The 25,798-nt window shown below is 64.1% G+C and carries 20 protein-coding genes; 2 read left to right on the top strand and 18 right to left on the bottom strand.

Going from position 1 to position 25,798, the window contains the following annotated elements; translation table 11 throughout:
* Window positions 1–20: 20 nt before the first annotated feature.
* From K5Q19_RS11350 to K5Q19_RS11315, 8 genes are all read right to left on the bottom strand, one after another.
* The gene (locus K5Q19_RS11350) at window positions 21–1,226 is read right to left on the bottom strand and encodes a hypothetical protein (protein ID WP_292945018.1); all 1,206 of its coding nucleotides are present in this window, start codon (window positions 1,224–1,226) and stop codon (window positions 21–23) included.
* A complete protein-coding gene (gene rfaD, locus K5Q19_RS11345) occupies window positions 1,223–2,194 on the bottom strand; it encodes an ADP-glyceromanno-heptose 6-epimerase (RefSeq protein WP_292945016.1) in 972 nt (323 codons plus the stop codon). The genes K5Q19_RS11350 and rfaD overlap by 4 nt, the downstream gene beginning before the upstream one ends.
* Window positions 2,191–3,732, bottom strand: coding sequence for a D-glycero-beta-D-manno-heptose-7-phosphate kinase (gene rfaE1, locus K5Q19_RS11340; protein WP_292945013.1), 1,542 nt, complete (start codon window positions 3,730–3,732; stop codon window positions 2,191–2,193). Before rfaE1 ends, rfaD begins: the two co-directional genes overlap by 4 nt.
* Window positions 3,729–5,018: an AGE family epimerase/isomerase gene (locus K5Q19_RS11335; RefSeq protein ID WP_292945010.1), complete on the bottom strand. Its 1,290-nt coding sequence runs from the start codon at window positions 5,016–5,018 to the stop codon at window positions 3,729–3,731. Before K5Q19_RS11335 ends, rfaE1 begins: the two co-directional genes overlap by 4 nt.
* A complete protein-coding gene (locus K5Q19_RS11330; protein ID WP_292945007.1) occupies window positions 5,015–5,635 on the bottom strand; it encodes an HAD family hydrolase in 621 nt (206 codons plus the stop codon). The genes K5Q19_RS11335 and K5Q19_RS11330 overlap by 4 nt, the downstream gene beginning before the upstream one ends.
* Window positions 5,632–7,359 (bottom strand): glycosyltransferase family 9 protein, encoded by a 1,728-nt coding sequence (locus K5Q19_RS11325; RefSeq protein WP_292945004.1) that lies wholly within the window; start codon window positions 7,357–7,359, stop codon window positions 5,632–5,634. The genes K5Q19_RS11330 and K5Q19_RS11325 overlap by 4 nt, the downstream gene beginning before the upstream one ends.
* An 8-nt stretch (window positions 7,360–7,367) precedes the next feature.
* Window positions 7,368–8,609: a glycosyltransferase family 1 protein gene (locus K5Q19_RS11320; protein ID WP_292945001.1), complete on the bottom strand. Its 1,242-nt coding sequence runs from the start codon at window positions 8,607–8,609 to the stop codon at window positions 7,368–7,370.
* Between the two features lie 387 nt (window positions 8,610–8,996).
* Window positions 8,997–10,121, bottom strand: a complete 1,125-nt coding sequence (locus K5Q19_RS11315) for a glycosyltransferase family 1 protein (protein ID WP_292944999.1) — start codon at window positions 10,119–10,121, stop codon at window positions 8,997–8,999.
* Window positions 10,122–10,500: 379 nt separating this feature from the next.
* Between K5Q19_RS11315 and K5Q19_RS11310 the strand changes: the two genes are divergently transcribed.
* Both K5Q19_RS11310 and K5Q19_RS11305 read left to right on the top strand, forming a co-directional pair.
* Window positions 10,501–11,637: a CDP-alcohol phosphatidyltransferase family protein gene (locus K5Q19_RS11310; RefSeq protein ID WP_292944996.1), complete on the top strand. Its 1,137-nt coding sequence runs from the start codon at window positions 10,501–10,503 to the stop codon at window positions 11,635–11,637.
* 155 nt (window positions 11,638–11,792) lie between these two features.
* Window positions 11,793–13,541, top strand: coding sequence for a hypothetical protein (locus tag K5Q19_RS11305; protein ID WP_292944994.1), 1,749 nt, complete (start codon window positions 11,793–11,795; stop codon window positions 13,539–13,541).
* Here the strand turns inward: K5Q19_RS11305 and K5Q19_RS11300 are convergent.
* From K5Q19_RS11300 to K5Q19_RS11255, 10 genes are all read right to left on the bottom strand, one after another.
* Entirely contained in the window at window positions 13,525–14,646 is a 1,122-nt protein-coding gene (locus K5Q19_RS11300; protein WP_292944992.1) for a glycosyltransferase family 4 protein, read from the bottom strand. The two genes, K5Q19_RS11305 and K5Q19_RS11300, sit on opposite strands and share 17 nt — an antisense overlap.
* On the bottom strand, window positions 14,634–15,485 hold the full coding sequence (locus tag K5Q19_RS11295; RefSeq protein WP_292944990.1) for a class I SAM-dependent methyltransferase: 852 nt from the start codon (window positions 15,483–15,485) through the stop codon (window positions 14,634–14,636). The genes K5Q19_RS11300 and K5Q19_RS11295 overlap by 13 nt, the downstream gene beginning before the upstream one ends.
* A 2-nt stretch (window positions 15,486–15,487) precedes the next feature.
* Window positions 15,488–16,543 (bottom strand): Gfo/Idh/MocA family oxidoreductase, encoded by a 1,056-nt coding sequence (locus K5Q19_RS11290; RefSeq protein WP_292944987.1) that lies wholly within the window; start codon window positions 16,541–16,543, stop codon window positions 15,488–15,490.
* The gene (locus K5Q19_RS11285; RefSeq protein ID WP_292944984.1) at window positions 16,536–18,173 is read right to left on the bottom strand and encodes a glycosyltransferase; all 1,638 of its coding nucleotides are present in this window, start codon (window positions 18,171–18,173) and stop codon (window positions 16,536–16,538) included. Before K5Q19_RS11285 ends, K5Q19_RS11290 begins: the two co-directional genes overlap by 8 nt.
* Window positions 18,174–18,342: 169 nt before the next feature.
* Window positions 18,343–18,990, bottom strand: coding sequence for an N-carbamoylsarcosine amidohydrolase (locus K5Q19_RS11280; protein ID WP_292944981.1), 648 nt, complete (start codon window positions 18,988–18,990; stop codon window positions 18,343–18,345).
* A gap of 16 nt (window positions 18,991–19,006) precedes the next feature.
* Window positions 19,007–20,209: a CoA transferase gene (locus K5Q19_RS11275; protein ID WP_292944978.1), complete on the bottom strand. Its 1,203-nt coding sequence runs from the start codon at window positions 20,207–20,209 to the stop codon at window positions 19,007–19,009.
* A 3-nt stretch (window positions 20,210–20,212) separates the two neighbouring features.
* A complete protein-coding gene (locus K5Q19_RS11270; protein WP_292944975.1) occupies window positions 20,213–22,087 on the bottom strand; it encodes a hydantoinase B/oxoprolinase family protein in 1,875 nt (624 codons plus the stop codon).
* A gap of 15 nt (window positions 22,088–22,102) precedes the next feature.
* Window positions 22,103–24,151 carry a hydantoinase/oxoprolinase family protein gene (locus tag K5Q19_RS11265; protein ID WP_292944973.1) on the bottom strand — a complete coding sequence of 683 codons (2,049 nt, stop codon included), beginning with the start codon at window positions 24,149–24,151 and terminating at the stop codon, window positions 22,103–22,105.
* Window positions 24,152–25,075: a hydroxymethylglutaryl-CoA lyase gene (locus tag K5Q19_RS11260; protein ID WP_292944971.1), complete on the bottom strand. Its 924-nt coding sequence runs from the start codon at window positions 25,073–25,075 to the stop codon at window positions 24,152–24,154.
* Between the two features lie 66 nt (window positions 25,076–25,141).
* A partial coding sequence (locus K5Q19_RS11255) for a GntR family transcriptional regulator (protein WP_292944968.1) occupies window positions 25,142–25,798 on the bottom strand: 657 nt, incomplete at its 5' end.

The raw sequence follows: 25,798 nt of genomic DNA, 5'->3' as shown, positions 1-25,798 counted from the left end.
ACCGGATCGGCATCTTCGTTTCAGTGCAAGTTCAGGTGTTCACGACTACCTGACACAAGCAGGTAGAGGATCAGGAAGGTCCAGAACGCAAGCAACGTCACCGTGAAGAAATAGCGCCAGCGGCGAGGCTCGAGCGGAACGTCCGGCAGGCTCGGCGCGGCCACCTCTTCGACAAAAACCTGCTGCCGGGCAAATTCTTCCTGCGCATTGGCAAGCTGCTTGCGTGCATCCTCGTAGGTCCGTTCGGCAATTTCCGCTTCGGCCTCGAGCCGGTTCATCTCATCCAGCTTGCCGGCAAGGCCCTGCATCGGGCTGGCGGCGGCTGTCTGAGATCCGGTCAGCGCCTGGCGCTGGGTGGCCGCCTCGGCCTTGAGCGCGTTGAGCCGTTGGACCATCGCCGGGATCGCCGGATTTGCAGGAGCCCGTGCCCGCATGGTCTGAAGCGTAACTTCCAGGCTGGCGATTTCACCCTCAAGGGTGGAGTTTCTTTCCACCGCCGCTCCGGCTTCACGCTTCGGGTCGATCTCGCTCGATCGTTGCCGCTGCTGCGTCAACGCGACATTGGCGGCAAGCAGTTTCTGTGCGGCGTCCTGGCTCGCGCGCTCGGCAACCGTCAGGCTGTCGGATCGGGCTCGGACGTTCATGGCGTTCACCTGGCCTTCGCTCCTGGCCAGAATGATCTTGGCAATCGCCTGTGCGTCCTTCGCACTGTAAGCATAGACACGCACTGTCGTGATGCCGGTTTCGAGGTTTTTCTCGACCGTGACATTGCGCAAGAAGTGGCGGTAGAGCGCCTCGTCGCTGTCGGGGAACAGAATGCTGCCGTAACGGCTGTAGAAGTCGGCCCCGGGCGGGTTCCATACCTTGCGCAGATCGATCTCAGCCATGACAGCATGCATCAGATCGCGCGAACGGACGTATTCCTGGATCGCGAAGGCATCATCACTTGCACGCAGAATGCCAAAATCCTGAAGATAGGCAGCTGCACCTTGGGCGGCGGGTTTCTCGAGCGAGCGGACCAGAAAGCGCGTTTCAGAATAGTACTGGTCCGACGCGACCAGCGACAGATAGATGGCAGCCAGCAGGCTGGGCAGCACGAACACCGCCATGAACAGCACACGCGCGTAATGCTTGGCGAAATAGCCCCGGAAACCATTCAGGAGCCCGCCGCGGCCAGATTGACCCGCGCGGCCCGCCAGGTGTTGACCTGATTGGGCTCGAGTCACGCCCCCTCATCCGCAAGATAGCGATACGTCGCAGCAACGCCTGCCGTGAGGTCCGTCGCCGGGACCGGCGCGCCGATCGCGGCAAGCCGCTCCATCTTCGCCTCGGTGAAATACTGATAGCGGCCGATCAGGTTGGCCGGCATGTCGATGAAGTCGATCCGGGGCTCCAGGCCGAGTGCCGAAAACATCGCCTTGCCAAGGTCCAGCCACGACCGGGCCTTGCCGGTGCCGACGTTGAACAGGCCCGATTCAAACTCGTTGGCCAGCATCCATTGGATGACCGCCACGCAGTCGTTGACGAAGATGAAGTCGCGCATCTGACCGCCATCGGTGTAGTCGCTCCGATCGGATCGAAACAGCTTCAGGCCTTCCCCGTCGCGAAGCTTCTCGAAGTTGGCGGTGACCACCGACCGCATCGCACCCTTGTGACGTTCGCGAGGGCCATAGACATTGAAGAACTTGAGGCCTGCCCACCGACTGGGAGCGGGCTCGCCCCGGCGGATCATCGCCAGAACCTGGCGGTCAAAGGCCAGCTTGCTCCAGCCATAGGCGTTGAGCGGGCGCAGGCTTCCGAGATAGGCATCATCGCTGCGGTCATCAAAGCCGTTCTGGCCATCGCCGTACGTCGCCGCGGATGAAGCATAGATAAAGGGGATTTGGCGCCGCGCACAGAATTGCCAGAGCTTGAGGCTGAACTGGAGATTGTTGCGCACGATCAGATCCACGTCACGCTCGGTCGTGGCACTGATCGCACCCATGTGGACCACTGCGGATATTTCCGCGCCAGCTTGATCGAGGAAATCCTCGATCTCTTCCGGGAAAACGAAGCGATCGACCGTGACAGGCCGCAGGTTCATCCATCGATCGTCGCAGCCAAAGCGATCACAGATCGCGATGACCTCGGTCCCGTCCAGCGCGGCAGCCACATTCGCGCCGATAAACCCGGCTCCGCCGGTCACGAGGATCATTGCAGCACCTGCGTGTCCGGGGCCTGCGCGGATTCTTCGGCCAAACCCCGTGCAAGGTGTCCGCCTTCGGCTGCTTTCCTCTTTCCTTCCAGGATGCGTTGGACCGCGGCCGTCGTGGAATGTCCGTCAAGCAGGTCGATCAGGTGAACGCGCCCGCCGTCGGCCTTCACTTCCCTGGCGCCCACCACGGCGTCTTCGGAATAGTCGGCGCCTTTGATCAGGTCGCTTGGCCGAAGCATCGTGATCAATCGCAGCGGAGTGTCCTCATCGAAAAGCACCACGAGATCGACGGCATCGATCGCCGCCAGCACGGCGGCGCGCGAGCTTTCGGATTGCACTGGCCGACCCGGACCCTTCAGGCGTGTGACCGATGCGTCGGAGTTCAAGCCGACAACCAGCCGGTCGCACCGGCGCCGTGCTTCGCGCAGGATGGCAATGTGTCCGGCATGGACGATGTCAAAGCAGCCGTTGGTAAAGCCGACCCGCAAGCCGCTCTCGCGCCATTTCTCGACAACCATCATAGCCTGCTCGGACGAAACGGAACCCAGATGCGTGTGGACGTTCGATGCGTCGAACGCCCTGATCAATTCCGCGCGCGTCACTGTTGCGGTGCCCAGTTTCCGGACGACGATTCCGGCGGCTACATTGGCAATGTTCACCGCGAAGTCGAGCTCGAGGCCTGCGGCGATCATCGCGCAGAGGCTGGCCATAACGGTGTCTCCGGCCCCGGAAACGTCGAACACTTCGGCCGCCACTGTCGGAACGTGCAACGGTTCCTGCCCCTTGCGGGCCAGCGCCATGCCATTCTGCGCCATGGTCAGCAGGATATCTGCCCCGGTCAACTCGATGGCCTTGGCCGTTGCCTGGCTGGAATCGGCTATATCGCTGCAGTGCATTCCCGTTGCCGCCGAAAGCTCGTGGCAATTCGGCTTGATCACCGTTGCCCCGGCATAGGCGGTTAAGTCTTTGCGCTTGGGGTCGACGATAACCGGGATACCCAGCTCACGACCGCGGGTGATGACGTGGCGCAGGACCCGATCGGTCAGGACGCCCTTTGCGTAGTCGGAGACGGCGATGACCTGATGGTGCGGCGCCTCGGAATCCAGCAGGTCGATGAGGGCCTGCTCTTCGGCCTCCGAGATCGGCGAGAGATCCTCTTCGTCAAACCTGAGCAATTGCTGACTGGCCCCGATAAGCCGGGTTTTCACCGTGGTCCGGCGGCTCTCGGCCTGAAACAGGAACCGGGAATCGACCCCGATGGTGTCCAGCAGTTGCCGGCAGGTGGCTGCATGGCGGTCGTTGCCCACCATCGCAATCAGCGAACAGCGGCAGCCCAGACTTGCGAGGTTTGCGGCCACATTGCCAGCCCCGCCGAGCATCAGCTTTTCATCTTCGATGTGAACGACTGGCACGGGCGCTTCGGGCGAAATGCGCCGAACCGAACCATACCGGAAATGATCCAGCATGATGTCCCCGATGACCAGCACCGACAGCGCCCGAAAATCCACTTCGCGCAGCGTAATAGAACCAGATTTCATGCGTTGGCTACTCTATCGGCTCTGGAACCAGCACCAGCCATGGACGGCGCGGATTTCTCCGTTTCGTGCCATGTATGGCAGGTGAACGGCTCGTGGTTGTCGCAGTATCTGATGATTTCGCTGAAGGCCGACACTATGTGGTAGAGTGTTGAAGCCGGCACATGATCGGATTTCAGGGTCCTGCCGTCGGCGTGCAGGTAATCGATCCACCACCCCTCACCCAGCTGCCCACCCTGGGGCAGTGGCCTGCTGCGGAGGTAGAAGTGGCGGATCCTTGCCAAGGTGTCATGCAACACCGCTTCGCTCTGGCGGTTCCGGCCGGCACGTTCGGCCATCACGACTTGCGCCTTCAGCCGTTCGGTGTTCGGCCAGATCCGCAGGTCAGCCGCCAGGACATCTCCGCCAGGCGAGACAGCGTCAAAGACCAGGCCGGTGGTCTGATCGATGCCATGGTTCTCCGCGAAGGCAAAAAGCCGGTCTGCCAGGCGCAATGGCGCCATCTTGCCCGTAAGCGCGGCGAACTGATCAAGAAGCCAGGCCCATTCGAACTGATGGCCGGGTTCGATCCAGATCTGGCCATCGCGGCTGGCCGCCGCGCGCCAGTTCCCGTCAAACTCCTCGGCGATCGTCCCGCTGGACGGATCGAACAGCGCTTGTTCGGCTAGCGCAAACAGCTCTTCCGCCAGTGCGGCAAAATCCGGGTGCGGCAGATAGGCGCACAAGTACAATGCGGCCTCGAACAGATGCATATGCGGGTTCTGACTGTGCTGAACCGGCGCATCCGTGCGTGCCACAAACCCCATTCCGGAGGGGCTGCGCATGACCTCGTTCAGGTGGGCCACGGATCGCAAGGCTGCGGGCCGGACCCGCTCATCGCCGGAATACCGGTACCACCATGCCAGTCCGAACAGACCGAAAGCAATATCGTAAAGGTCGCAGGTGGCATCGACTGTTCGGCCCGCCGGATCCAGTCGCGAGACGAACTGCCCATTCGGCCCGATGCATTTGCCTAGCACCGCGTTGGCCGCCAGCGGCGCGCAAGCCTGTGCGCTGGCATTGCCGCCGAGCGCGGCGCGTGAAAGGACGAACAACTGGCGCCCAAGCACACGCATCCGGCGGAATCCCGGTTCAATCGCCTTGCCGGTCCAATCGAAGCGCTCGGCCACCGGAACCGCCGCGTGACGCGCGTCGGCCGAAAGAAGTGCGCGGTAATCGCGGTCCAGGCACCATCGGCGCACGTCGCTGAACTGCCAATTGCTCATCGGCACTTCCAGGATCTGGCTCATGCCACGTCACCCGCGACTTCGAGTGCGCCGATACTGGTCAGAAGTTCGATCGACCGCATGCTCTGCCGCGCGTACGCAATGATGGCTTCACGCTCTGCCAGGCCATGTCCGGTTGCGACGTGAACCAGACGGCCCACGCCGGCCGCGGCTCCGGCGCGCAAGTCCGACAGGCTGTCGCCAACCATCACAGATCGGCCAAGATCCGACTGGAACATGGCTGCGACCTCGACCAGCATTCCCGGCTCGGGCTTGCGCCACGGATGCGCCAGGCGCCACGGCGGCGATCCCTCGGGATGAAACGGGCATGCCAGTACCGCGTTGATCCGGGCATCGCCCAGACATTGCAGCATCCTCTGATTGACCGCAGCATACTGTTCAGGCCGGATCAGCCCGCGGGCAATCCCGGACTGGTTGGTGACAACGACTACGGCAAACCCCGCTGTCCGAAATCTCTGGATCGCCTCGATCGCGCCCGAGATCGGGACCACGCCATCAGGGTCGGCAAGATAGTCGCGATTTTCGATGATTGTGCCGTCTCTATCAAGAAACAGCACCGGCGCCCCCGGCGGAAGCGGCGCGATTACCTCTGTCCAGTTGGCGAGATCGTCAGAGATCACGAGAGTCTCCCCGGTTCCAGCGCCCGCGAAACCGCCTGTCGGACTTCGCCGATCTGGATCGCCGCCATGCAGGGACTGACCGCCAGCAAACCGGTTATCCGGCAGGGGAGGTCCTCGTTGCGCCAGCAGGGGACGCAACCCATTTCCTGCTGCTTCCAGAGAATCTCGACCCGATTGTGATGGCGCGTGAATGTCCGCGCGTCGGTTGGTCCGAACAAGGCTACGACCGGGATGTCATGTGCCGCAGCAGCGTGGAGAAAAGCGCTGTCGACACAGACCATTGCTTCGATCTGCTGGACCAGCGCCAATGAAAGATCGAGCGGCAGACCTGCTGTGCTCGCGATGCCCGCGCCGCTTGGCAGGCCCTTGTCGGTATGGTGGAAAACGAGCACGTCATAGTCCCGCGCGAGCGCGGTTGTGATCGCCTCGATCTCGGGGTGGTCCTTGTAGCTGTCGCGGGAATAGGGCTGGAGCCCGATGAGCCGGCGCTCGCCCAAGCCGGCTTGCTCGAGAAACTGTTTCGCCCGCGCTTGCAGTTCGGGTCCGATGTACTGGTTGATGTGCCACCCCTGGGCGATGAGCCTTTCGCGCGAAACACCGATCGCTCGGGCAAAAAGCTCTACCCGGCCGCGCTTTACGTTGGGGCGCTTGCTGCTCTCGTAGCAACCGGCCGGACAGATGCTCAGATTCGCGAACCGGCGATACTGGGACACATCGATAGGCGGGCCATCGATATCGATCAGGCGAACATGCGGATTGTCCTTGAGGACCGCGAAGAATTTGCGGGGAAGAGCGAAATCGACCGGCCTTCCGGTGGCAGCCGAGATGGCTTCCAGCCCGGGTATCATCATCAAGAGGTCACCGATCCCGCCCATCGCGCGGGTCACCAGCACACCGCCGGCCGGGTTCATCTTCAAACTGAAAGGCGCGCGCTTGGCTGGGGCGGTCTTCAGTAGGAAGTATCCTGCCGCCAGCATCAAGCGCAGCATACCAAGGCGCAGTCGCTGAAGCAGATTGGGCAGTACACCGCGATGTTCGCGGGCGGCGCGCAGGTATCGGATCGAAGCGAACGCGATCAGGGCGGCCCGAAAACCTTGCGCCGACTGCTGCCTGGAGACGAATGGAGCCATCGCCGGGCCAATTGAAAGGACCGATGGGCCCTTTGGCAGCGACGAGAGCCAGGCGCCGAACGCAATGAACGAGATCGGTACTTGCGCGAGCGTGCCCAGCATGAGGTGGGCCTGACCGAACAGTCTCACCAGATCATGGCAATGACCGATGTTGTCGATCACCGCATAGGGGCGCAGCGCGAGGGGAGAGGCCAGCGCAACCACCTGCTCCGGCCTGTTCATGAACAGAAGCACCCGGCAATGCAGGATCAAGGCCCCGACGGCTTCGGTCGGATAGATGTTGCGACAGAACTCGTGAAAGTTTGCGATCAGCGTTTCAAACCGGTCGGTAAGGCGCGGGTCGGCGGCGCGAAACCGTGGCTGCGATTGCTGGAAGATCTCTTCGAGTGACCGCGTCATCTGCCCGCAATCCGCAGGCCGGATCAGCGGATATCCGGAACGGGTCGTCCCTTGCTCTTGCAGCGCGGCGAACAGCCGTTCGATCTTGCGGAATTCCCCGAAGGCAGATTCATCGAGGAATGCCGCGAAGAAGTCTCCAAGCAGATCCCTGGTTTCGGCGACCGGTTCATCCAGCGTGAATTCGGCTGACATCATGGCGCTGGTCATAGGGCTCCAGCCGCAGTGAGGCTCGCGCTCGGCACGCTTGCTGCCTTCGCGTCATGCGCAAGCGGTGAAGCCGAGGTGCCGTGGTCGAGCGTTTCCAGCCAGCTTTCGATCTGCGCAAAATGCGCGCGCCAGGTGGGCGCCTCATAGCTCTGCAGCATGCGCAGCTGACGTGCCCGTTCCGGACCATGATCAAGAAAGGACAGGATCATCCGCTCCCACGAAACGGCGTCGATGGGATCGAGCAGGGTCGGGATGCCGCATCCGATCTCGCGGAAACAGGGCAGGTCGCTCGCGATGACGGGGGTTCCCAGCGCCATCGCCTCGACGACCGGCAGGCCAAAGCCCTCGGCAAACGAAGGCAGGAGCAGCGCGCGCGCCGAACTGATCCATTGCCCGAGTTCGCTGTCTTCGCAATGCGAGAGCATCACGACATGATCGCGAATCCCCTTGCCGCGATCGAGCATGTTCTGGACGTGGCCCGCCTCGGCCCCCTTCTGGCCGATCAGCACGAGCTTGGGCGTGGCATGACCCAGCCGCTCGACCAGCCTCTGCCAGACTTGCAGCAGCATGAAATGGTTCTTCCGGCCCTCGATCGTGCCGACACAGACGAAGTGCCGTCCTGCCTTGATCGGCACGACATCGGGTGAGCGAAGCTGCGCGCCGGCGAGCCAGGCGGCTGCGATCGGCGGCATCGAGATGCCGTTGCTGAGCCCGAATGCCTCCAGTTCAGCCGCCGTCGCGCGCGAGTTGGCGATGACGCCCGCCGCTGATCGCAAGGCGTTGACCACGCGCCCGTGGTGCCGCGCGATCGCCTCGGTCCGGCAGAATTCGGCATGGGTCAGCGGGATCAGGTCGTGGATGAGATAGATCGGCTTGACGTTGCTGCGCCGTGTCCAGTCCGGCAGGCTCGCCAGATCGATATCGGTGTGGCCGACGTTCAGATAGAATGCACCTCGCCCGTCGATCTGCCGTGGGGCGGCGGTCAGCGCGCGCGGCGCCAGTGACAACAGCCGCGAGCGAAACGCGCTGTCGGGCAAGTGGAGCGCTGCAAACAGCTCATCCGAATGGCGCGGTGTCAGCACCCGGGCAACGCCGCGATGCTGCACCACCGCCTGCGCGCGATCGGCGAAGTTCTGCAGGTAGGCGTAGCAGACGCGGTCGATACCGGTCGCCAGTCGCCTCGTCCAACTGCGCCAGACAAGACGGCTGACGTCGATGAGGAAGGGGCGATCAACCATGGGCGGCAATCAACCGCGCAGCGGAACCGGCGCCATGACGCCACGTCTCTTCGCAGTCGCAGCGCGTACGTTCACCATTCTGCAGGCGCAAGGCGCCTGTCGTCTGCGGTCCGGCAAACGTGATCGAAGATTGCATCATGCCAATCCACTTTTCGAATGCCCCGATCAAGGCGGGTAGCATAACTCGTTTCGCGACCGCAATATGACAAAGAAATATTGCAGAATGAGGCAGGCGATATATTGCACCGTTTTGGACCAATTGCACGATGAAGCGAGCGTTTTTCGACGCTTAACGCATTAGTTGCACCACATGCATCCAGATCGGATGATTTTTAGTGAAATAACAAGTATCTGTTGTGCAGGGTTTTGTGTCCCGAGGTCGCGCCATCAGCTGCCCAGCACGCCGCGATAGACCTCCAGATTCTGCACTGCAAAACGCTTCCACGAGAATGTCTCTGCCCTCGCGACTCCGGCTTTGCCCAACGTTTCGGCAAGCCCGGGTTCGTCGAGTACCCGGCGCAGCGCATTGGCCATTGCGGCGGTATCGTGAACCGGTGCCAGGAGGCCGGCACCGCCCAGAACTTCCGGCATGGCCGAATGATCGGACGCCACCACCGGGCAGCCGCAGGCCATCGCCTCAAGCAGTGGCAGCCCGAACCCTTCGCAGTACGACGGGTGCAGCAGGCAAGCGGCCGCGCCATACAGCGCCACCAGCGATGCATCATCGACCGCTTCGAGGAAATGGACCCTCTCGGCAATCCCGAGAGCGGCGGCAAGCGCGCGCAAGTCTTCCGTATTCCGGCTGAGCCGCTGGACGAACACGAGGTGGACGTCCTCCCGGCTGCCGCAAGCTTCGGCAAAGACACGCAGGGCGCCCTCATGGTTCTTGTAGGGGACGTACTGTCCAACCGTCAGCACGAAGCGCTTGCCCGCCGGGAGGCCCAGCCCGGCAAGCTGCTCCGACGTATTGCTGACCGGCCGGTAGACGTCGCTGGCCCCGAGCAGCGCGGCATGGACGCGCCCGGCAAGCGCCGGGTTCCAGCGCAGCAGCTCCTGCTTGCTGGCCTCGCTCACTGTCGTGATCGCGGCGGATCTGCGCAAGGCGCGGTTGATCCCGTGGCGATAGAAGCGGCGCTCGACCGGACGTGAGAAGCGTGCCTTGCACCACTGCGGATTCGTCAGCCACATGATGTCGTGCACGGTCGTGACGCAGGGCATCGTCAGGCCGGCAGGCATGATGTTGAACGTTGCGTGGAACAACCGGACATCCCCCAGCGGAGCAACACGTGGCAACCACCACATTGTCGCAGGGCTGTTTGCTGCAGCATGAACGACAACCTCGCGCACGTTGGTGGCATTCGAAAGCTGCGCAGGCGCGTCGGTGCGCTTCAGGAAGATAAACTCCATCTCGGGTGCCAATCCGGGCAGATAATCTGCCAGTGCCTGCTGCACTTTCCCAATACCGCTCGGTCGTGGCCCGATATAGCGGCAGTCAACGCACACTTTGGTCATGAAGGGGGTTTATTCTTCTGATTTGCAAACCAATAAATCGGCGATTTTTTCAATTTCCTATAATCGATAATGAATGTATGAAGAATCAAATGGAACACCAAAGCGATGAATATTCAATATTGCGAGAGACCCCTGTCGCACTTCTGTGCCTGAACCTTGGCAGACCGATGCGTGTCCTGATACCAAAACATCCACCAAAATGGATATAAATGGATTGGCAGCAACCCGTAGAACTCGTCCACCGAGGCACTTGTATCCAAGCATACTCCGGTTCCGCTCCCCTTGACACTACAGCACAACACTGACGCGCAGTGCTGTGGTCGCGCCGTGTGACACGATGGCGTCTCACATCTGCTCCAACAGGAATGGCATGGACTTGATGAACGACAGACAACAAGGTCTGGACTACGCGCTGCCAAACGACGAGAACCCGGCCGAACCGCCACGATTGTGGGCCATTCATCTGGTTTTTCCTGACGCACGGACGGCCGAATACCTCGTGGCGGGCTTGCCGCTTGCGGCGAGGCTGGTGCGCGCGCTTGCCGAAAAAGCGCACGGCGCACCGATCAGCGCCGGAGTCGCGGCAGGTGTCTGGACGCCTTCTCAACGCTGTCTGGATGAATGCCGCAGGCTTAGCGGGGAAAGCCCCCTGCGGCTGGGCAAGGACGCAGCGCCGGAGCGCGATGCCTTCGTGGTCGATGCGGGCGAGGAACTGGTGAACCTTGTGCGCAAGGTCCGGGAAGAGCTTGGCGAACGCGCCCCGTCGCTGCGAGTCGGTACCTTCAGCCAAGCCGCTTCGCTGGACCGGACGCTGCGTGAGGCGAACCGGCTCCTTCTGCTCGCCACGGCAAAGTCGCAGGACGGACTGTTTTCGCGCACGTTCAACCGCCCGATCTCGCGCAGCATCACGCGTTTTCTCATCCGGTTTGCATGGATCGAGCCGCTTCACGCGACGGCTGGTACCGCCTTGATCGCCGTCGCCATGCTCGCGGCCCTGCTGGGCCTGCCGGCACACGGGGCAGTGATCGGTGCCGTGCTTTTTCAGGCCGCGTCGATCTTCGATGGGGTGGATGGCGAGATAGCCCGTGCCACCTTTCGCACATCACCGGCAGGGGCGCGGCTCGACAGCCTGATCGATGCGGCGACCAACCTCGCATTTGTCGCAGGTCTCTCGGCCAATCTGTGGCTGCGCGGCGATACCAGTGCCTCTGCCGCCGGGGTGGCCGGTCTGGCCCTGCTGATGGCGGGCCTGCTGCAGATCGGCCGGCGCGCGCAGCGGCAGGGAGAGCCGATCAACTTCGAAGCGGTCAAGGTCCACCTGCGCCGCAAGCCGACCCGGCGCTGGCTGGTCGATATCCTGATCTGGCTGACCATGCGCGATTTCATCGCCTTTACGGCGGCCCTGCTTGCGGTGATCGGCAGGGTGATCTGGGTCCCCTATATCTTCCTCGGCTTCGCGGTGTGCTGGTTTGCGGCGATCACTGTGATCCTCGCCCGCACGGCGCCTCGCTCTTGACGGTGCTCGGCCGGAAAGGCGGCTGATCCCTGCTTTCGCGCCATCTGGTGGAACCAGGGCTGCATTTTCCCGTTCCGGCCCGGCCGGTAACGATTTGCTAACCATGATTTGGTTTGGTGAATGCAGGAATTTTGCGCGGGGGCCTCAGGGTAAGCATGACGACATTGCCACAGAGCCCTGCGGCGTTCGCGGATGACGCGGAGGTCCTCGCGCCGGTTGCGCCGCCTTCGCGGAGCGGGCCGATGCGGTTTGCCATCGGCGCTGCGGCCATCGCCTTCTTTCTCACCCTGACCTATCGGCCGTTCACCAATGTGTCTGCATTCCTGCTCCATCGGCAGGATCGCTGGCTGCTGCTGGCGGCGGCGGTGCTCGTCGTGCTGTCCTGCGTCCGGCTGTCCGAACGCGCCTTCCTGCCGGCCGTGCAGCGCCGCACTTGGCTGATCGTGGCGCTTGCCATGCTGGTGGCGACGAGCGCAGGGCATTTCCTGATCCTCAGCGGCTATGATCTCAGCCGCGACGAGCAGATGGCCACATTCGATGCCACCGTGTTCGGCCAGGGCCACCTGGTCGCACCGGTGCCGGCGTTCTGGCGCGACCATGCGGATGTGCTCAACACGTTGTTCTTCTATCCCGCCCAGCCTCGCGCGGCGTGGATTTCCTCGTACCTTCCGCTCAACGCGGCGCTGCGGGCCTTGTTCGGCGTGATCGCAGCGCCCTGGCTGGTCGGCCCGTTCATGACGGCACTGGGCGCGGTCGCCCTCTTCGGCTGTGTCAGACGCCTGTGGCCGGATGACCGCGAGGCCGGCTTTGTCGCTCTGGTGCTCTATGCCGGCTCGGCGCAAGTGCTGTTTGCCGGCATGACCAGCTATGCGATGCCCGGCCATCTGGCGCTCGATCTGTGCTGGTTGTGGCTCTTCCTGCGCCGCACCACGGCGTCCGACATTGCGGCGCTGGCCGTCGGCTTTGTCGCCACCGGGCTGCACCAACCCTTGATGCACCCGATGTTCGTGGCGCCGTTCATCCTGCTGCTGCTGGCCGAACGGCGCTGGCATCGCGCCGCGCTCTACATCGCGGGCTATGCCGCGATCGGTCTGTTCTGGCTGTGGTGGCCGACGTGGATCGGATCACTGGTGCAAGCCCAGCCGCTCGGGCCGCGCCCGGAAGGGGTCGATTATCTGTCGCGCCTGATCACCACGCTCAGCGAGCGCGACCCGATGGGGCTGCCCAACATGGTTGCCAACGGCCTGCGCTTCATTGCGTGGCAGCATCTGCTGCTGGTGCCCCTGCTCCTGGTGGGCGCGCGCCGGTATCGCAGCGATCCGATGATCGCGGCGCTGGCGGGCGGCATGGTGATCACCGTGCTCGTCATGGCCATACTGCTGCCCAATCAGGGCCACGGTTTCGGCTATCGCTATCTCCACGGGCTGATCGGTAATGCGATCCTGCTCGCGGTCTATGGCTGGAAGGCGCTGGGCGAGCAGACCGGACAGTGGCGCACCTTGCTGCTGCGCACGACTGCGGCTGGCGCGCTGGTCGTGCTGCCGCTGCAGGCCGTGATGGCGCATCAGTTCTATGGGGTTTCCGCAGGGATTTCCGCCCGCCTCTCTGCGATCGATGCCGATTACATTGTGCTGGGGGGCAAGGATGCCGCGACAGCCGTCGATCTCGTGCACAATCCGCCGGATCTCAGCGCGCGGCCCGTGCGCCTTCTGCGCGACGAGCTTACGAGGGCGAGCGTCGCCGCAATCTGTGCCAGCCATCCCAAGGTTGTGCTGATCGGCGACAGGATGATCGCGCCGCTGGGCAGCTATTACGCCTTTGGCCCGACAACCGCCGATCACTTCAATGCGCGCGTGGCCCCGCACTTTGTCCGCGAGGGGTGCCGGGTCAGCCGCGTCGGCTGAGCGCCTGTCCGATCGAGGCAAGGCGGGCCGCAAAACCCGCCCATGAGTAAGCACGCTGGCTGTAAGCGATCGTCGCCTGGCGCGATGCGGCGGGCTGTGCCACAGCGCCCTTCAGGACCGCCGCGATGCGGGCCGCGCTTCCCTCGATGTCCTGCAGATCAACCTCGATGCCGTGCAGCCACTGGCTGGCAGCAGGATCGGCGCGCGCACTTTCTTCGCCGCAAACGACCGTCAGGCCGACCGCGAGCGCTTCCTGAATGACCAGCGGATAGCCTTCGCCAACGCTGGGCAGCAGCAGGCAGTCGGCACTGCGAAACAGGGCAGCGATCCGTTCGGCTGGCAGCGATCCCAGCAGGTGGACGTTGGGCAGATCCCAACGGCGCGGGTCGATCGGCCCACTGCCGGCCAGTGCAAACTGCACCTGCGGGCATTGCCGCGCGACCGCCTGCAGGATCGACAGGCCCTTCTTCTCGACAAAACGGCCGACGAAGGCCACCAGCAGGCCGCTCTCGGGCAAGCCGAACGCAGACCGCTCGGCTGCGCCGGGATGGAACACGCCGGTATCGACGCCATTGAATTGCAACAGCGGCGGCCGCTTCATCGTGCATGCGGCGAAGTGCTGCCGTACCGTGTCGCTGATGAACAGCACCTGGTCGGCGCTGCGCAGCATCGGCCGGGTGACGAGCCGATTGGCCAGCGCCATGACGCGGCGCATGACCGCGCTGGCAAACGCGATCTCGGCAACATGCTGCACCAGAATCACCGGCTTGCGCTGCGTTTTCGCAAAAGCCGTCGCGAGGATGGAGGTGCAGTAAAGCGCATCGTGAACGACCACCACATCGGCGGCACGGACTGCCGACCACAGCCGCGCCATGCCGCGCGGGCCTGGAATCGGCATGGGCAGTCCGGTCAGGGCCTCGGTCGGGTTGATGCAGGGCAGGGCAACGACCGCCACGTCAGGGCTGGCGATCGGGGTATCCCCGGCGCTCGCGGCCCAGCTCGCGGTGTGCCCTTGTGCGGCGAGATGGCGGCACAGATGGCCTGCAACCCGCTCGATCCCGCCGCCATGGCTTTCATAGAAATGCGTGACCGTCAGGATGCGCAAGGGCGCTCCCCGATGACGAGCAGGCACGAAGGCCGGTCAGGGTTGTCTTCCCAGTCGAGCCCGCCGGTGATGACACCCGCCAGCACGCGGGCAACCGATTGCGGCATCATGGTCGAATTCTGCAGCGCGCGCAGCTTGAGTGCGCGCTGGATCTCGATCGGGCGGCGGCGTCCGCTCGACAGCGTGTGGAGCAGGCCGCCGGTCATGCGCGAGAGCGATTCCCAGCGCTGGGTGGTCCGCTCGCCAAGGTAGCCCGAGAAGGAGATGACTTTCAGCCCGTTGCGTTCGCACATGTCCTGCCAATCCTGTTCGGCAAGATAATTGAAATGCGCAAGGCGCTTGTCCAGTTCGGCGAGGTACCGGCTGCGCGAAACACCCGGCAGCACGCTGCCGGAAAGGTTCTCATGGAAACCCGGCCCCGGCACCGTGAAGAAGAACCGGCCACCCGGCTTCAGCACGCGGCCGAGCTCGGTGATGACCGGCTCGAGATCCGGAATGTGTTCAAGCACGGAGTTCGAGATGGCGAAATCGAACGTATCGGCGGCCTCCGGAATGGCATTGCCGCCAACCGTGTGGATGCGTTCGTAGAACTTGTACTTGCGCGCGGCGTCCGTTTCCAGCGGATCGGGATCAATGCCCACGAGCCGGGGCTCGCGGTTCATCCGCTTGAACAGGATATCGGTCAGGATGCCGTCCCCGCAGCCGAGATCGAGCCCCAGCCCCTCGGGAATGCCGGCCCGGGCCAGCACATCGATCTCGATCCCGCGCCAGAACGCCGTGGCGGGCTGTGCCGGATAGCGGGCAACGAATTCGGTCATGAGCTGCTTGTCGATTTTCATGGTCACAGCCTCTCGGTGTTGGAAATGATGTCATGCTGAAGATTGAGAACGCGCTGGGCCGCCGCCGCATCGATGGGGGCAAGCGCCGCCTTGTCGCCGGCAACGCCTTTGGCGAAGCGGTCGAAGACATGGTCGTTGCCATAGTGCAGCTTGCCCAGCACATGCAGCAGGCCGCTCGTGCCATGCTGGGCCCAATGCTGCGCGGTTGCCGTGATGCTGGTGCGGATCACGTCGGCCGTCGCGTGGCTGCCATCGTTGGGCAGGCGCATGTAGATATCGCGGAAGATATCGACGATCGCCACGCCCTTCTCGCCATGGACGAGCAGGTACCACTCCGAAACGCTCGCTTCGAAGCAGCATGACAGCGTGACCGGATAGTCCCGCTCCGAGCGGAACCAGGCATCGATCTGATAGGGAGTGGCCTCGCCGTCCGGATTGGGGACGCAGACCGACTTGGCCAGCGACATCGGCCCTGCGATGCGCGACAGCAGGTAGAGCAGGTGTGGGCTTTCATCGTAGAACAGGCCCAACGGCAATTGCTGGTACCACGTCGGCAGGCGGCGCGAGGGGTTGCCAAGCTGCAGCGCGCGCAGGCCGCGGATCTTGCCCAGCCGGCCCGAGGCCATGTCCCGATCCAGCTTTGCCATCGAGCGGGCGAACTGGAAGTTGTGGACGACGGCCAGCGTGCGGTCCGCTTGCGCAGCGGCAGAGACCATGGCGGCACCTTCGCCCGGGGTCATCGCAAAGGGCTTTTCGGTGATGACGTGCAGCCCGCGTGCCAGCCCTTCGCAGACCAGATCGTGGTGAGCCATCGGTGCGGTGGCAACCGAGATGGCATCGACTTCGTCGATCCAGTCGATGTCCGCCAGCGTCTTGGCCGCACAGGCACGAACCTTGCCGTTCTCGGCCGAAAACTGGGCCACGCGGTCGGCGCTGCGATCTGCGACCCCGACAAGCTCGTAAGCGGGATTGCCGGAAATGGTCGGGATATGACGTGCACGACCGACCCAGCCGAGGCCGACGACGCCCATGCGAAGTTTGCGAACAGGATCAGGCAACGCTCGGCTCCCCGGTGCGGTTGAGGGCGAAGAAGCTGGCGACGTAGTTCCACATGTAGAGCACCAGCGAGGAGAGCGGGGCGGCGACCAGCATCGGCAGAGCCATTTCTCCGCGCAGGAGCCAGAGCAGGGCAAGCGAGATCGGCAGGTTGCTGATCAGGATCGCCGAATAGCTCGCAAAGGCGGCCCAGCTGCGCCGGGTCCGGAAGATGGCGCCGGACGTCATGGTCAGATAGCCAACCGGTAGCAGAACCATGGCGCTGGCGAGCTGGCACAGCACATAGTGCACGCCGAACCAGTCCAGCCCGATCATGATCGCATTGTGCAGTACGGCGAGGGCGACCGCAGCCACGCTGTAGACTGGGATCGGCCGGATGAACTGCTTGACGAGGCCCGGCGCGGCGGCCGGCTCGGGCGCCTGCAGGTCGCTCAGGAAATTGGCCTGATGTCCGCTGATCACGGCGAGGAGGAAGCCTGCAAACAAGGTCTGGATACCGATCGAGCCGAGGAGGCTGGCGATCACCACCGGCAAGACCGTCGACAGCGGCTGATAGTGGATCGACGACCAGTAGCCCGCGATGGTGACAATGCCGAGCGCGGCGGCGCCGATCAGCGCGGCGCCCGTGATGATGAACGATTCCAGCGTGAGCACCCGGCCGAGCGCAAACATCCAGCGCGCGGGCGGCGACCAACCGGCGCGGCTTGCGTAGAGGTGCGTCGCCAATGCCATGATCAGGCCAAGGTGCCCGCCCGAGACGAGCATCGCCCCGATAACGGTCCAGCTTTCACCGAACGGCGAGGTCTGGATGAGGCCCGTTTCATGGAGTGTCGCGATGGTCAGGATCAGCATCCCGAGTGCCGCAATGAGCGCGGCGGGGACGCCAAACGCCCAGGTCGGGCTCAGCATGAAGAGATAGCGCAGATGCCGCCAGCCATCGCGCCAGGGCCGCAGATGCGGCGCGCGGTCGCGCAGGTCGGGCGAGAGGGTCGCGGCGACCTCGTCGATCCGCAGCTTGCGCAGGCTGGCCTTGATGACCATTTCGCTGGCGAATTCCATGCCCGAACCTTGCAGGTTCAGCGCATGATAGGCGTCCCGGCGGATCGCGCGCAGTCCGCAGTGCGCATCGTCGATGCCGGTGCGGAAAAACAGGTTGAGCAGGCCCGTGAGCACCGGGTTGCCGATGTAGCGGTTCTTCCAGGGCATGGCGCCCGGGGCGATTCCGCCCTTGAAGCGCGAGCCCATGCACAAGTCCGCGCCATCGAGCAGCTTGCCGATCATCGCCACCGCATCGGTGAAATCGTAGCTGCCGTCGCAGTCACCCATGATCAGAAAGCGGCCATAGGCTGCATTGAAACCGCCGATGATCGCCGCGCCATAGCCCTTGCGGCTGACATTCACCACGCGTGCGCCTAGCGAGGCGGCAAGTGCCTGGCTGCCGTCGGTCGAGCCGTTGTCGGCGATCACCACTTCACCGGCGAGGCCATGGACCCGCTGAATGCGGTCAAGCGCTTCGAGCGCATTGGCCATGCAGTGGCGCAGCGATTGTATTTCGTTGAGGCACGGCATGACAATCGTCACGTCGAGCGGCACCACCTCCGCTTCAAACGCCTGTGCCGTATGCAGTTCCATAGAGCCCCCGAGAACCTCGCCAAATTCTTACCGGGAGATAGGTCGGAATGGTTAGCGGCCAGTTAACATCCTGCGGTTGCCGCCTCCAGACGACGCACTGCCCGAGCGCCCCCGCGTCGCACCGCCTGTGCCGACCGCAAGCGGAACTCGGTGAGAAGCCAAGGAGAGGTCAGCCCTTGGCCGATTGCGTGGCCAGCAGGTGCGCCATGGCGGCCTCTTCCGAGATGACCTCGGCATATTTGGCCTGAAGATCGAACAGGTTGGCTTCATGCGGACCCGGATGACGATCACCGCAGGCATCGCGCACCACGAAGGGCAGAAAGCCGGACTGGCAGGTATCGAGCGCCGTTGCCCGCACGCAGCCCGAAGTCGAAACGCCGGTGATCAGCAGCGTATCGACGCCGAGCGAACTCAGCGTGGCCGCCAGATGCGTCGCGAAAAACGCAGAGGCATACCGCTTGGTGATCACGAAATCGCCATCGACAGGGCTGAGCTGCGGCGGAAAGGCGCCGAGCGGGGAGCCCTTCTCGAACACCTTGAGCGCGGGCACCTTGCGGAAGAACACGCCGCCGTCCGCTCCGCCGGGCTGATACTCCACATTGGTGAAGAACACCGGCGCGCCGCATTGCCGTGCAACCGCGACGAGCCGGGCCGCGCTCTCCACCGCTGCCTCGATTCCGGCATAGAGCGGCGATCCCGGCTGGAGATAGGCTTCCACCATGTCGATCACGATGATCGCAGGCCGCTTGCCGAACGGCAGCGAACCGTCGAAGGCGCCGGTATAGTTGGCCGCGATCTCGCCGTAATCGGTGCTCATGGCGCGCCCGTTCCCCTCAGATGATCCCGCGCGCGGCAAGATCGGCCAGCTGCGTCTCGTCCATGCCCAGCAACCCGCCATAGATCTCGGCGTTATGCTGGCCCACGATCGAAGGCGCGGGGGTCCGCACGCTGCTCGGCGTGGCCGAGAGGCGCGGCACCACATTCTGCATCTTGAGCCTGCCGAAGCGTTCGGTCTCGACCTCGATGATTGCCTCGCGCGCCTGGAAGTGCGGGTCGGCCAGCATTTCCGGCGCGCGGTAGACCTTGCCAGCGGGAATCGAGTGCTTGATCATCAGCGCGTCGACTTCCTCGATGGTGAGGGTGCTGGTCCAGTCGTTGATCAGCGCGTCGAGTTCGAGCTGGTTGGTGCCGCGCGCGACGTGGGTGGCATAGCGCGGGTCGGTCGCGAGTTCGGGCCGACCCATCGCCTCGGCCAGCCGCGCAAAGATCGCGTCCTTGTTGGCGCCGATCATGAAATCGCCGTCGCTGCACTTGTAGACGTTGGAGGGCGCGATGCCGGGCAGGAACGAGCCCGAGCGTTCGCGGATGATCCCCGAATGATCGTATTCCGGGATCACGCTTTCCATCACCTGCAGCACCGCCTCGTAAAGCGCGGTGTCGATGACCTGACCCTTGCCGGTCGAGGTGCGGGAATGGAGCGCGGCGAGCACGCCCATGCAGCCATAGGTCGCCGTCAGCGTGTCACCGATCGAAATGCCCATGCGGCTCGGCGGACGGTCCGGCTCACCGACGATGTAGCGCCAGCCGCCCATCGCCTCGCCGATCCCGCCGAACCCGGCGCGATCCGAATAAGGCCCGGTCTGCCCATAGCCCGACATGCGCGCGATGATCAGCCTGGGGTTGATCGCGTGCAGCGCATCGGGGCCAAGGCCCCACTTTTCCAGCGTGCCCGGCTTGAAATTCTCGACCATGACGTCGGCCGTGGCGAGGAGCCGGCGCACCAGATCCTGCCCTTCCGGCACTCGCAAGTTGGCCGAAACCGACTTCTTGTTTCGCGCGATGACTTCCCAGTTGACCTTGTCGTCGCCCAGGCCCCAGTCGCGCATCGGATCGCCGGAGCCGGGCGGCTCGACCTTGATCACGTCCGCGCCCATGTCGCCCAGAAGCTGGCCGCAGAACGGGCCTGCCAGCAACTGACCCAGTTCGACCACCCGGATGCCCTTCAGAGCACCCTCGTTCGCCACTGCCTGTCCCATGCCTTACTCCGCTGCCTGCGCCGTCTGCCACACGGGCTGGACGGGGGCGGGGAGACCGGTCTCGGCCTCGCAGTTGGCGCGCAGGGTTTCGATGTCCGGACCGAAGTTGAACAGGCCCAGCGGCGGCCGTTCGGCGCGCAGCTTGGCGCGCAGCGCTTCGGTCGCGGCCATGTCCACTTCGCCGTTGTCGTTGGCGATTACGCCATAAGCCTTGGCACCTTCCGGCGTGACCAGCCCTTGCGTGATTTCCTTGCCCACGAGTTCCGGCGCACGCTCGAGCGGATCGCCCCAGCCGCCGCCGCCCCAGGTGATGAAGTGCAGCAGATCGCCCGCTTCTACCGGGTAGGCATCGACCTTGTTGCCGATGATGATCTGCGTGCCATCGGGCTTCTCCACGATCTTGCGCGCACGCTTGCCGGGCTCGCCACCATTGACGCCCCACGGCGGCACGAACCAGCGGTCGTCATGCGCCGAGATCGTACCGTCGGCGAGGAAGCGGTAGGTCATGTTGATGCCGTTGCCGCCCCGGTGCAGGCCCGCACCGCCGCTGTCGGGCACGGTCTCGTAGTTCTCGATCAGCAGCGGGAAATAGCGCTCGAGGAACTCGTTGGGCACATTGGTGAAGCCCGGCCAGAGCGAGTGCCCGTCCGGCCCGTCGCCCATCGGGCGGCCGGGAATGCCGCCGAAGCCGATCTGGAACAGCTGGAACCATTCGCCCTTGGCGTCGAGGCCCGAGTAGAACAGGTGCGGCGAAGACGAGAACCCGGCTGCATTGAGAAACTCGGGAGTCTTCTGGCCCAGCAGGCCGCCCAGAATGTCGAAGATCCGCCCCAGCGCATGGGTGCGACCCGAAAGGGCTGCGGGGAACTTCGGCTTGAGCAGAGAACCTTCGGGAATGCGCACGTCGATCAGATCGTAGAACCCGTCGTTGAACAGGATCTGCGGATCGAAGACCATGATCATGTAGATGCCGAAGAACATGCGGAACATGTTCTCGTTGAGCAGGAAGTTGATCGAGTACTGGCTCTGCGGATCGGTGCCGTCAAAATCGAGAATGACCTTCTCGCCCTCGCGCCACATCGTGCATTTGATCTTGAACGGGCCGGCGCCCATGCCGTCGTCGCAGATGTAGTCCTCGAACGAGACCGGCTCCTCGCCGATCGCCATGCCGATCAGCTGCTTCATCGCGCGGTGGTTGCGCGCGAGCAGTTCCTCGGTCGCCGAGACATAGACGTCCTCGCCGAAGCGGTCCGCCATCTCGATCACGCGGCGCGCGGCCACGCGGCATGAGGCAATCAGCGCATTGAGGTCGGCCTGGCACCAGTCGGGCTTGCGCGTCTGGTGCATGACGAGCTTCATCAGGTCTTCGTTGTATTCGCCCTTCTTCCAGATCTTCACCGGCGGAATGCGGACGCCTTCCTCGAAGATCGAGCGCGAATCGATCGGCATCGAGCCGACGACCTTGCCGCCGATATCCGCCTGGTGGCCGAACATCGCGGTGTAGCCGATCAGCCGGCCGTTCTTGAACACCGGCAGCAGCACCAGCCAGTCGTTCGAATGGCTCACCGCGCCGCCGCAGCTGTAGGGGTCGGACAGGAAGATCATATCACCGTCTTCCAGCGTGCCGTCATAGCGCTCGAGGAAGCCGCCGATGAAGCTGCCGAACTGGCCGACGATCATGCGTCCGGCATGGTCCGCGATCAGCGGGAAGGCGTCGCCTTGTTCGCGGATGCCGGGGGACATCGCGGTACGCTTCAGCGTGGCGTCCATTTCATTGCGCGCATTGCGCAGCGCGTTCTCGATGATGTCGAGCGTGACCGGGTCGATCGCCAGCTTCTCGAAGGGGGCCGGATTGGTCTGGATGATGGTTGCGGGCATGGGTTTTGCCTCCTCTCAGGCCAAGTTGATCAGGATGTTGCCGACACGGTCGACGACCGCAACACATCCGGTTTCGATCAAAGTCGTGGAGTCCATTTCGATGACGATGGCAGGGCCGGGGATCACATCGCCCTGGCGCAGCTTGGCGCGATCATAGATCACGGCTGCCTGCTCCTTGCCGTCCATCCACAAGGTATGGTCGCGCATCTTCGCGGCGACGGGATTGCCATCACCCTTGGGCAGTTCCGCCGCCGGCAGATCGAGCGCCTGGCCTAGCGCAACCGCGCGCAGGTTCACGATCTCGTGCGGCGTATCCATGTTGAACGTGAAGAGGCGCAGATGCTCTTCATCGAAGCGCTTGAGCATCCCGGCGATGCCATCGCGCTCCAGCGCTTCGGCGGTGATCGTGAGCGGCACTTCGAAGGCCTGCCCGGCGTACCGCACGTCGACTTCGAACTCGCTTTCGATGCTAGCGTCGGGGAGGCCATCCGCGCGCAGTTCGGCGCGGGTCTGGTTTGCCATGTCCTGCAGGATCGCGATCAGCTCCGCAGCATCCGTCTGGCTCGCAAGGCGCGAGAACGAGCGGGCGGTTTCGGTGCGCATCCGCGTCGTCGCATCGCCCAGCGCACAGAGCACGCCCGGCGAAACCGGCGAAACGGCGGGCCAGCTGCTCATCAGCCGCGCCACGGCGTTGACATGGAGCGGACCGGCACCGCCAAAGCCCATCAACGCGAAGTGGCGCGGGTCATAGCCTTGCTGCACGGAGATCATTCGCAGCGCGCCGAACATGTTCTCGTTGACGATGTCGATGATGCCGCGTGCGGCGGCCATCAGGTCGATCCCCAGCGCATCGGCAATGGTCTGCACCGCACGCTTGGCGCCTTCGCGGTCGAGCTTGAAGCTGCCGCCGAGGAGGTTTTCCGGGAGATAACCGAGCACGACGTTGGCGTCGGTCACGGTCGGCAGTTCGCCGCCCTTGCCATAGGCGACCGGCCCCGGCACTGCGCCGGCGGACTGCGGGCCGACGCGCAGCGCCTTGGTGAGTTCGGGCACGTAGGCGATCGATCCGCCGCCTGCGCCGACGGTCTTCACGTCGAGCGCCGAGGCGCGGACGGAAAGGTGGCCGACTTCGGTCGTGCGCTGGCGGCGCGGCTCAAGATTCTCGATCAGCGCCACGTCGGTCGATGTGCCGCCAACGTCGAGCGTCAGGATATTGCGGATGCCGGCATTCTTGCCGACCCACAGCGCGCCGGTCACCCCGCCCGCGGGGCCGGACATGAGGATGTTGACCGGCTGCTCCTCCGCCTTCTGCGCCGACATCAGGCCGCCGTCGGAACGCAGCAGCGAGAGCTTGCCGTTCATGCCCGATGCCGCCAGCTTGTCGCGCAGGCTCGAGACGTAGCGGCCGACGACCGGGCGCACTGCGGCATTGGCCACCGTGGTCAGCGTGCGTTCGTACTCCTGCATTTCGGGCAGCACTTCGTGGCTCAGCGAGACAGGGATGTCCTGCATCATCTCGCGCGCCATTGCACCGATGCGGGCCTCGTGATCACCGTTCACGTAGGCGTTGATCAGCGAGACGGTGATCGCCTCGACGCCTTGTTCCTTGAGCTTGAGCAGCCCGGCCTTGACGCTTTCCTCATCGAGCGGACGCACTTCCTTGCCCGATGCATCCATGCGCCCGCCCACGGTGACGGTATCTTCCAGCGCAGCCAGCGGGGTCGGCTTGGGCCAGATGATCCAGCCGGCGAGGCCGCCCGGCACGTAGGAACGCGCGATCTGCAGCACGTGGCGATAGCCTTCGGTGGTGATCAGGCCAACGCGCGCGCCCTTGCCTTCGAGAACGGCGTTCGTCGCGACGGTCGTCCCGTGCAGGAAATATTCGATCTCCTTCGGATCGACGTTCGCCTTCTCGCAGATCGCGGTGACGCCGGTGAGGATGCCTTCCGAACTGTCGTGCGGGGTCGATGGCGTCTTGTGGCGCCAGAAGGCACCGGTCGTCTCGTCGAACAACAGCAGGTCGGTGAACGTGCCACCGACATCAACCCCCAAACGGTAACCCATCTATGCGTCCTTTGTTGCTGGCTGCTGCGGGAACCGCGGTGCCTGTGCCACCATCCCCGGCAGTTTTCGACCGATGATATCTGAAAGCCAGGCGCTGCTCTCGATCAGTCGATCAAGATCCATGCCCGTCGAAATGTGCGCGCGTTCCAGCATGTAGACCACGTCCTCGCTGGAGACGTTGCCGGCAGCGCCGGGTGCGAAGGGGCAGCCGCCGAGCCCGCCGAGCGCGGCATCGACCACGCCCGCGCCGGCGGAGACCGCTGCCCAGACATTGGCGAGGCCCGTGCCGCGCGTGTTGTGGAAATGCACGCGCACGGGGAGCGGATTGATGGCGGCACGCACGGCAGCGACCAGCCGCGCGACATGCGCCGGATTGGCAACCCCGATGGTATCGGCCAAGGCGACTTCCACCGGGCCTGCCTCTGCCAGACGGCGCGCCATTTCCACCACGCGGACTTCGTCCACTTCGCCCTCGAACGGGCAGCCGAACGATGCGCCGATGGTGGCCTGGCCGGTCAGGCCAGCCTCGCGCGCCTTGACGATGATCGCCTTGGCGGCCTCGACCGATTCGTCGCTGGTCTGGCCCTGGTTGGCGATGGCAAACTTGTCGGTGGCCACGGCCACGGCGCCAAGCTGGTCGATCCTGCCGGTCGCAATCGCGCGATCGGCCCCGCGCGCGTTCATCACGAGGCCGATGAATGTCACGTCCTCGCGCTCCGGCAGACCGGCGCAGACCGCCTCGGCATCCGCCATCTGCGGCACGCGCGTCGGGTTCACGAAGCTTGTCACTTCGATTCGCCGGGCACCGGCCGCGATCGCGCGCGCGATCAGCTCGAGCTTGTCCGCGGTGGAAACCACCGTCCGCTCATTCTGAAGGCCGTCTCGCGGACCGACCTCGACAAAGTCTATGCTTGCTGATGCCATGGGCGGACAATCGCAGTTTTGGATACAAAATCAAGGGGGCTCACCCTCAGCCCGCTTTCTTCGCGCCTATTCAGCGGCTTGCGCCACATCCGGAATGCGCTGGTCGATATGTGCGTTGGCGTAAGTGTGGAAAGCGCGGCGGATGTGGGAGACCATGACTGCTTCCGCCCAGGCCGGATCGCGCTGCTCGAACGCGGCGACGAGCTCGCCGTGCTGGCGATGCGAACGCTTGAGATCGTCGAATGAATAGTTCCGCGCCGTGCGGTGGACAATCGGCCGCTCGATGATCCGCGCCAGCATGCTGGTCAGTTCGGCCGAAGCCGAGGCTTCCAGAATAACGCTGTGAAACAGATGGTTATGCTCGACAAACTGCTGCGTATCGGGCGTTGGCGCATGGATGGCCCGGCCAATGGCGGCGTGATGGGTCTTCAGCCGCTCGATCTGGCTGTGGCTGATGCGGGTGGCCGCGCGGCGCGCCGCGCGGCTTTCGAGCAGGCCGCGCAGTTCGAACACTTCCTCGACATCTTCCAGCGACCAGTCGGCCACGAAGCTGCGCTGCGTATCGCTCCGGCGGATCAGCAGTTCGGCTTCGAGCCGCCCCAGCGCCTCCCGGATCGGGGTGCGTGAGACCCCGCATTGCTCCGCCAGCGCCTCCTCGCCGATCTTTGCCCCAGAGGGCAAGTCCCCGGAAAGGATCATGTCGCGGATCATCTCGTAGGCCCT

The organism is Novosphingobium sp., from assembly GCF_019748365.1.
GTDB lineage: Bacteria > Pseudomonadota > Alphaproteobacteria > Sphingomonadales > Sphingomonadaceae > Novosphingobium.
Note: the sequence above shows the minus strand (reverse complement) of the source record. Positions and strands in the feature narration are given on the sequence as shown.

What these genes read in the sequence shown, in the direction of transcription:
- rfaD (WP_292945016.1), bottom strand. Translation starts at nt 2,194, where the DNA reads ATGATCCTCGTGACCGGCGGAGCCGGGTTTATCGGCGCGAATGTGGCT.
- rfaE1 (WP_292945013.1), bottom strand. Translation starts at nt 3,732, where the DNA reads ATGAAATCTGGTTCTATTACGCTGCGCGAAGTGGATTTTCGGGCGCTG.
- K5Q19_RS11335 (WP_292945010.1), bottom strand. Translation starts at nt 5,018, where the DNA reads ATGAGCCAGATCCTGGAAGTGCCGATGAGCAATTGGCAGTTCAGCGAC.
- K5Q19_RS11325 (WP_292945004.1), bottom strand. Translation starts at nt 7,359, where the DNA reads ATGATGTCAGCCGAATTCACGCTGGATGAACCGGTCGCCGAAACCAGG.
- K5Q19_RS11320 (WP_292945001.1), bottom strand. Translation starts at nt 8,609, where the DNA reads ATGGTTGATCGCCCCTTCCTCATCGACGTCAGCCGTCTTGTCTGGCGC.
- K5Q19_RS11315 (WP_292944999.1), bottom strand. Translation starts at nt 10,121, where the DNA reads ATGACCAAAGTGTGCGTTGACTGCCGCTATATCGGGCCACGACCGAGC.
- K5Q19_RS11310 (WP_292944996.1), top strand. Translation starts at nt 10,501, where the DNA reads ATGAACGACAGACAACAAGGTCTGGACTACGCGCTGCCAAACGACGAG.
- K5Q19_RS11305 (WP_292944994.1), top strand. Translation starts at nt 11,793, where the DNA reads ATGACGACATTGCCACAGAGCCCTGCGGCGTTCGCGGATGACGCGGAG.
- K5Q19_RS11295 (WP_292944990.1), bottom strand. Translation starts at nt 15,485, where the DNA reads ATGAAAATCGACAAGCAGCTCATGACCGAATTCGTTGCCCGCTATCCG.
- K5Q19_RS11285 (WP_292944984.1), bottom strand. Translation starts at nt 18,173, where the DNA reads ATGGAACTGCATACGGCACAGGCGTTTGAAGCGGAGGTGGTGCCGCTC.
- K5Q19_RS11280 (WP_292944981.1), bottom strand. Translation starts at nt 18,990, where the DNA reads ATGAGCACCGATTACGGCGAGATCGCGGCCAACTATACCGGCGCCTTC.
- K5Q19_RS11275 (WP_292944978.1), bottom strand. Translation starts at nt 20,209, where the DNA reads ATGGGACAGGCAGTGGCGAACGAGGGTGCTCTGAAGGGCATCCGGGTG.
- K5Q19_RS11270 (WP_292944975.1), bottom strand. Translation starts at nt 22,087, where the DNA reads ATGCCCGCAACCATCATCCAGACCAATCCGGCCCCCTTCGAGAAGCTG.
- K5Q19_RS11265 (WP_292944973.1), bottom strand. Translation starts at nt 24,151, where the DNA reads ATGGGTTACCGTTTGGGGGTTGATGTCGGTGGCACGTTCACCGACCTG.
- K5Q19_RS11260 (WP_292944971.1), bottom strand. Translation starts at nt 25,075, where the DNA reads ATGGCATCAGCAAGCATAGACTTTGTCGAGGTCGGTCCGCGAGACGGC.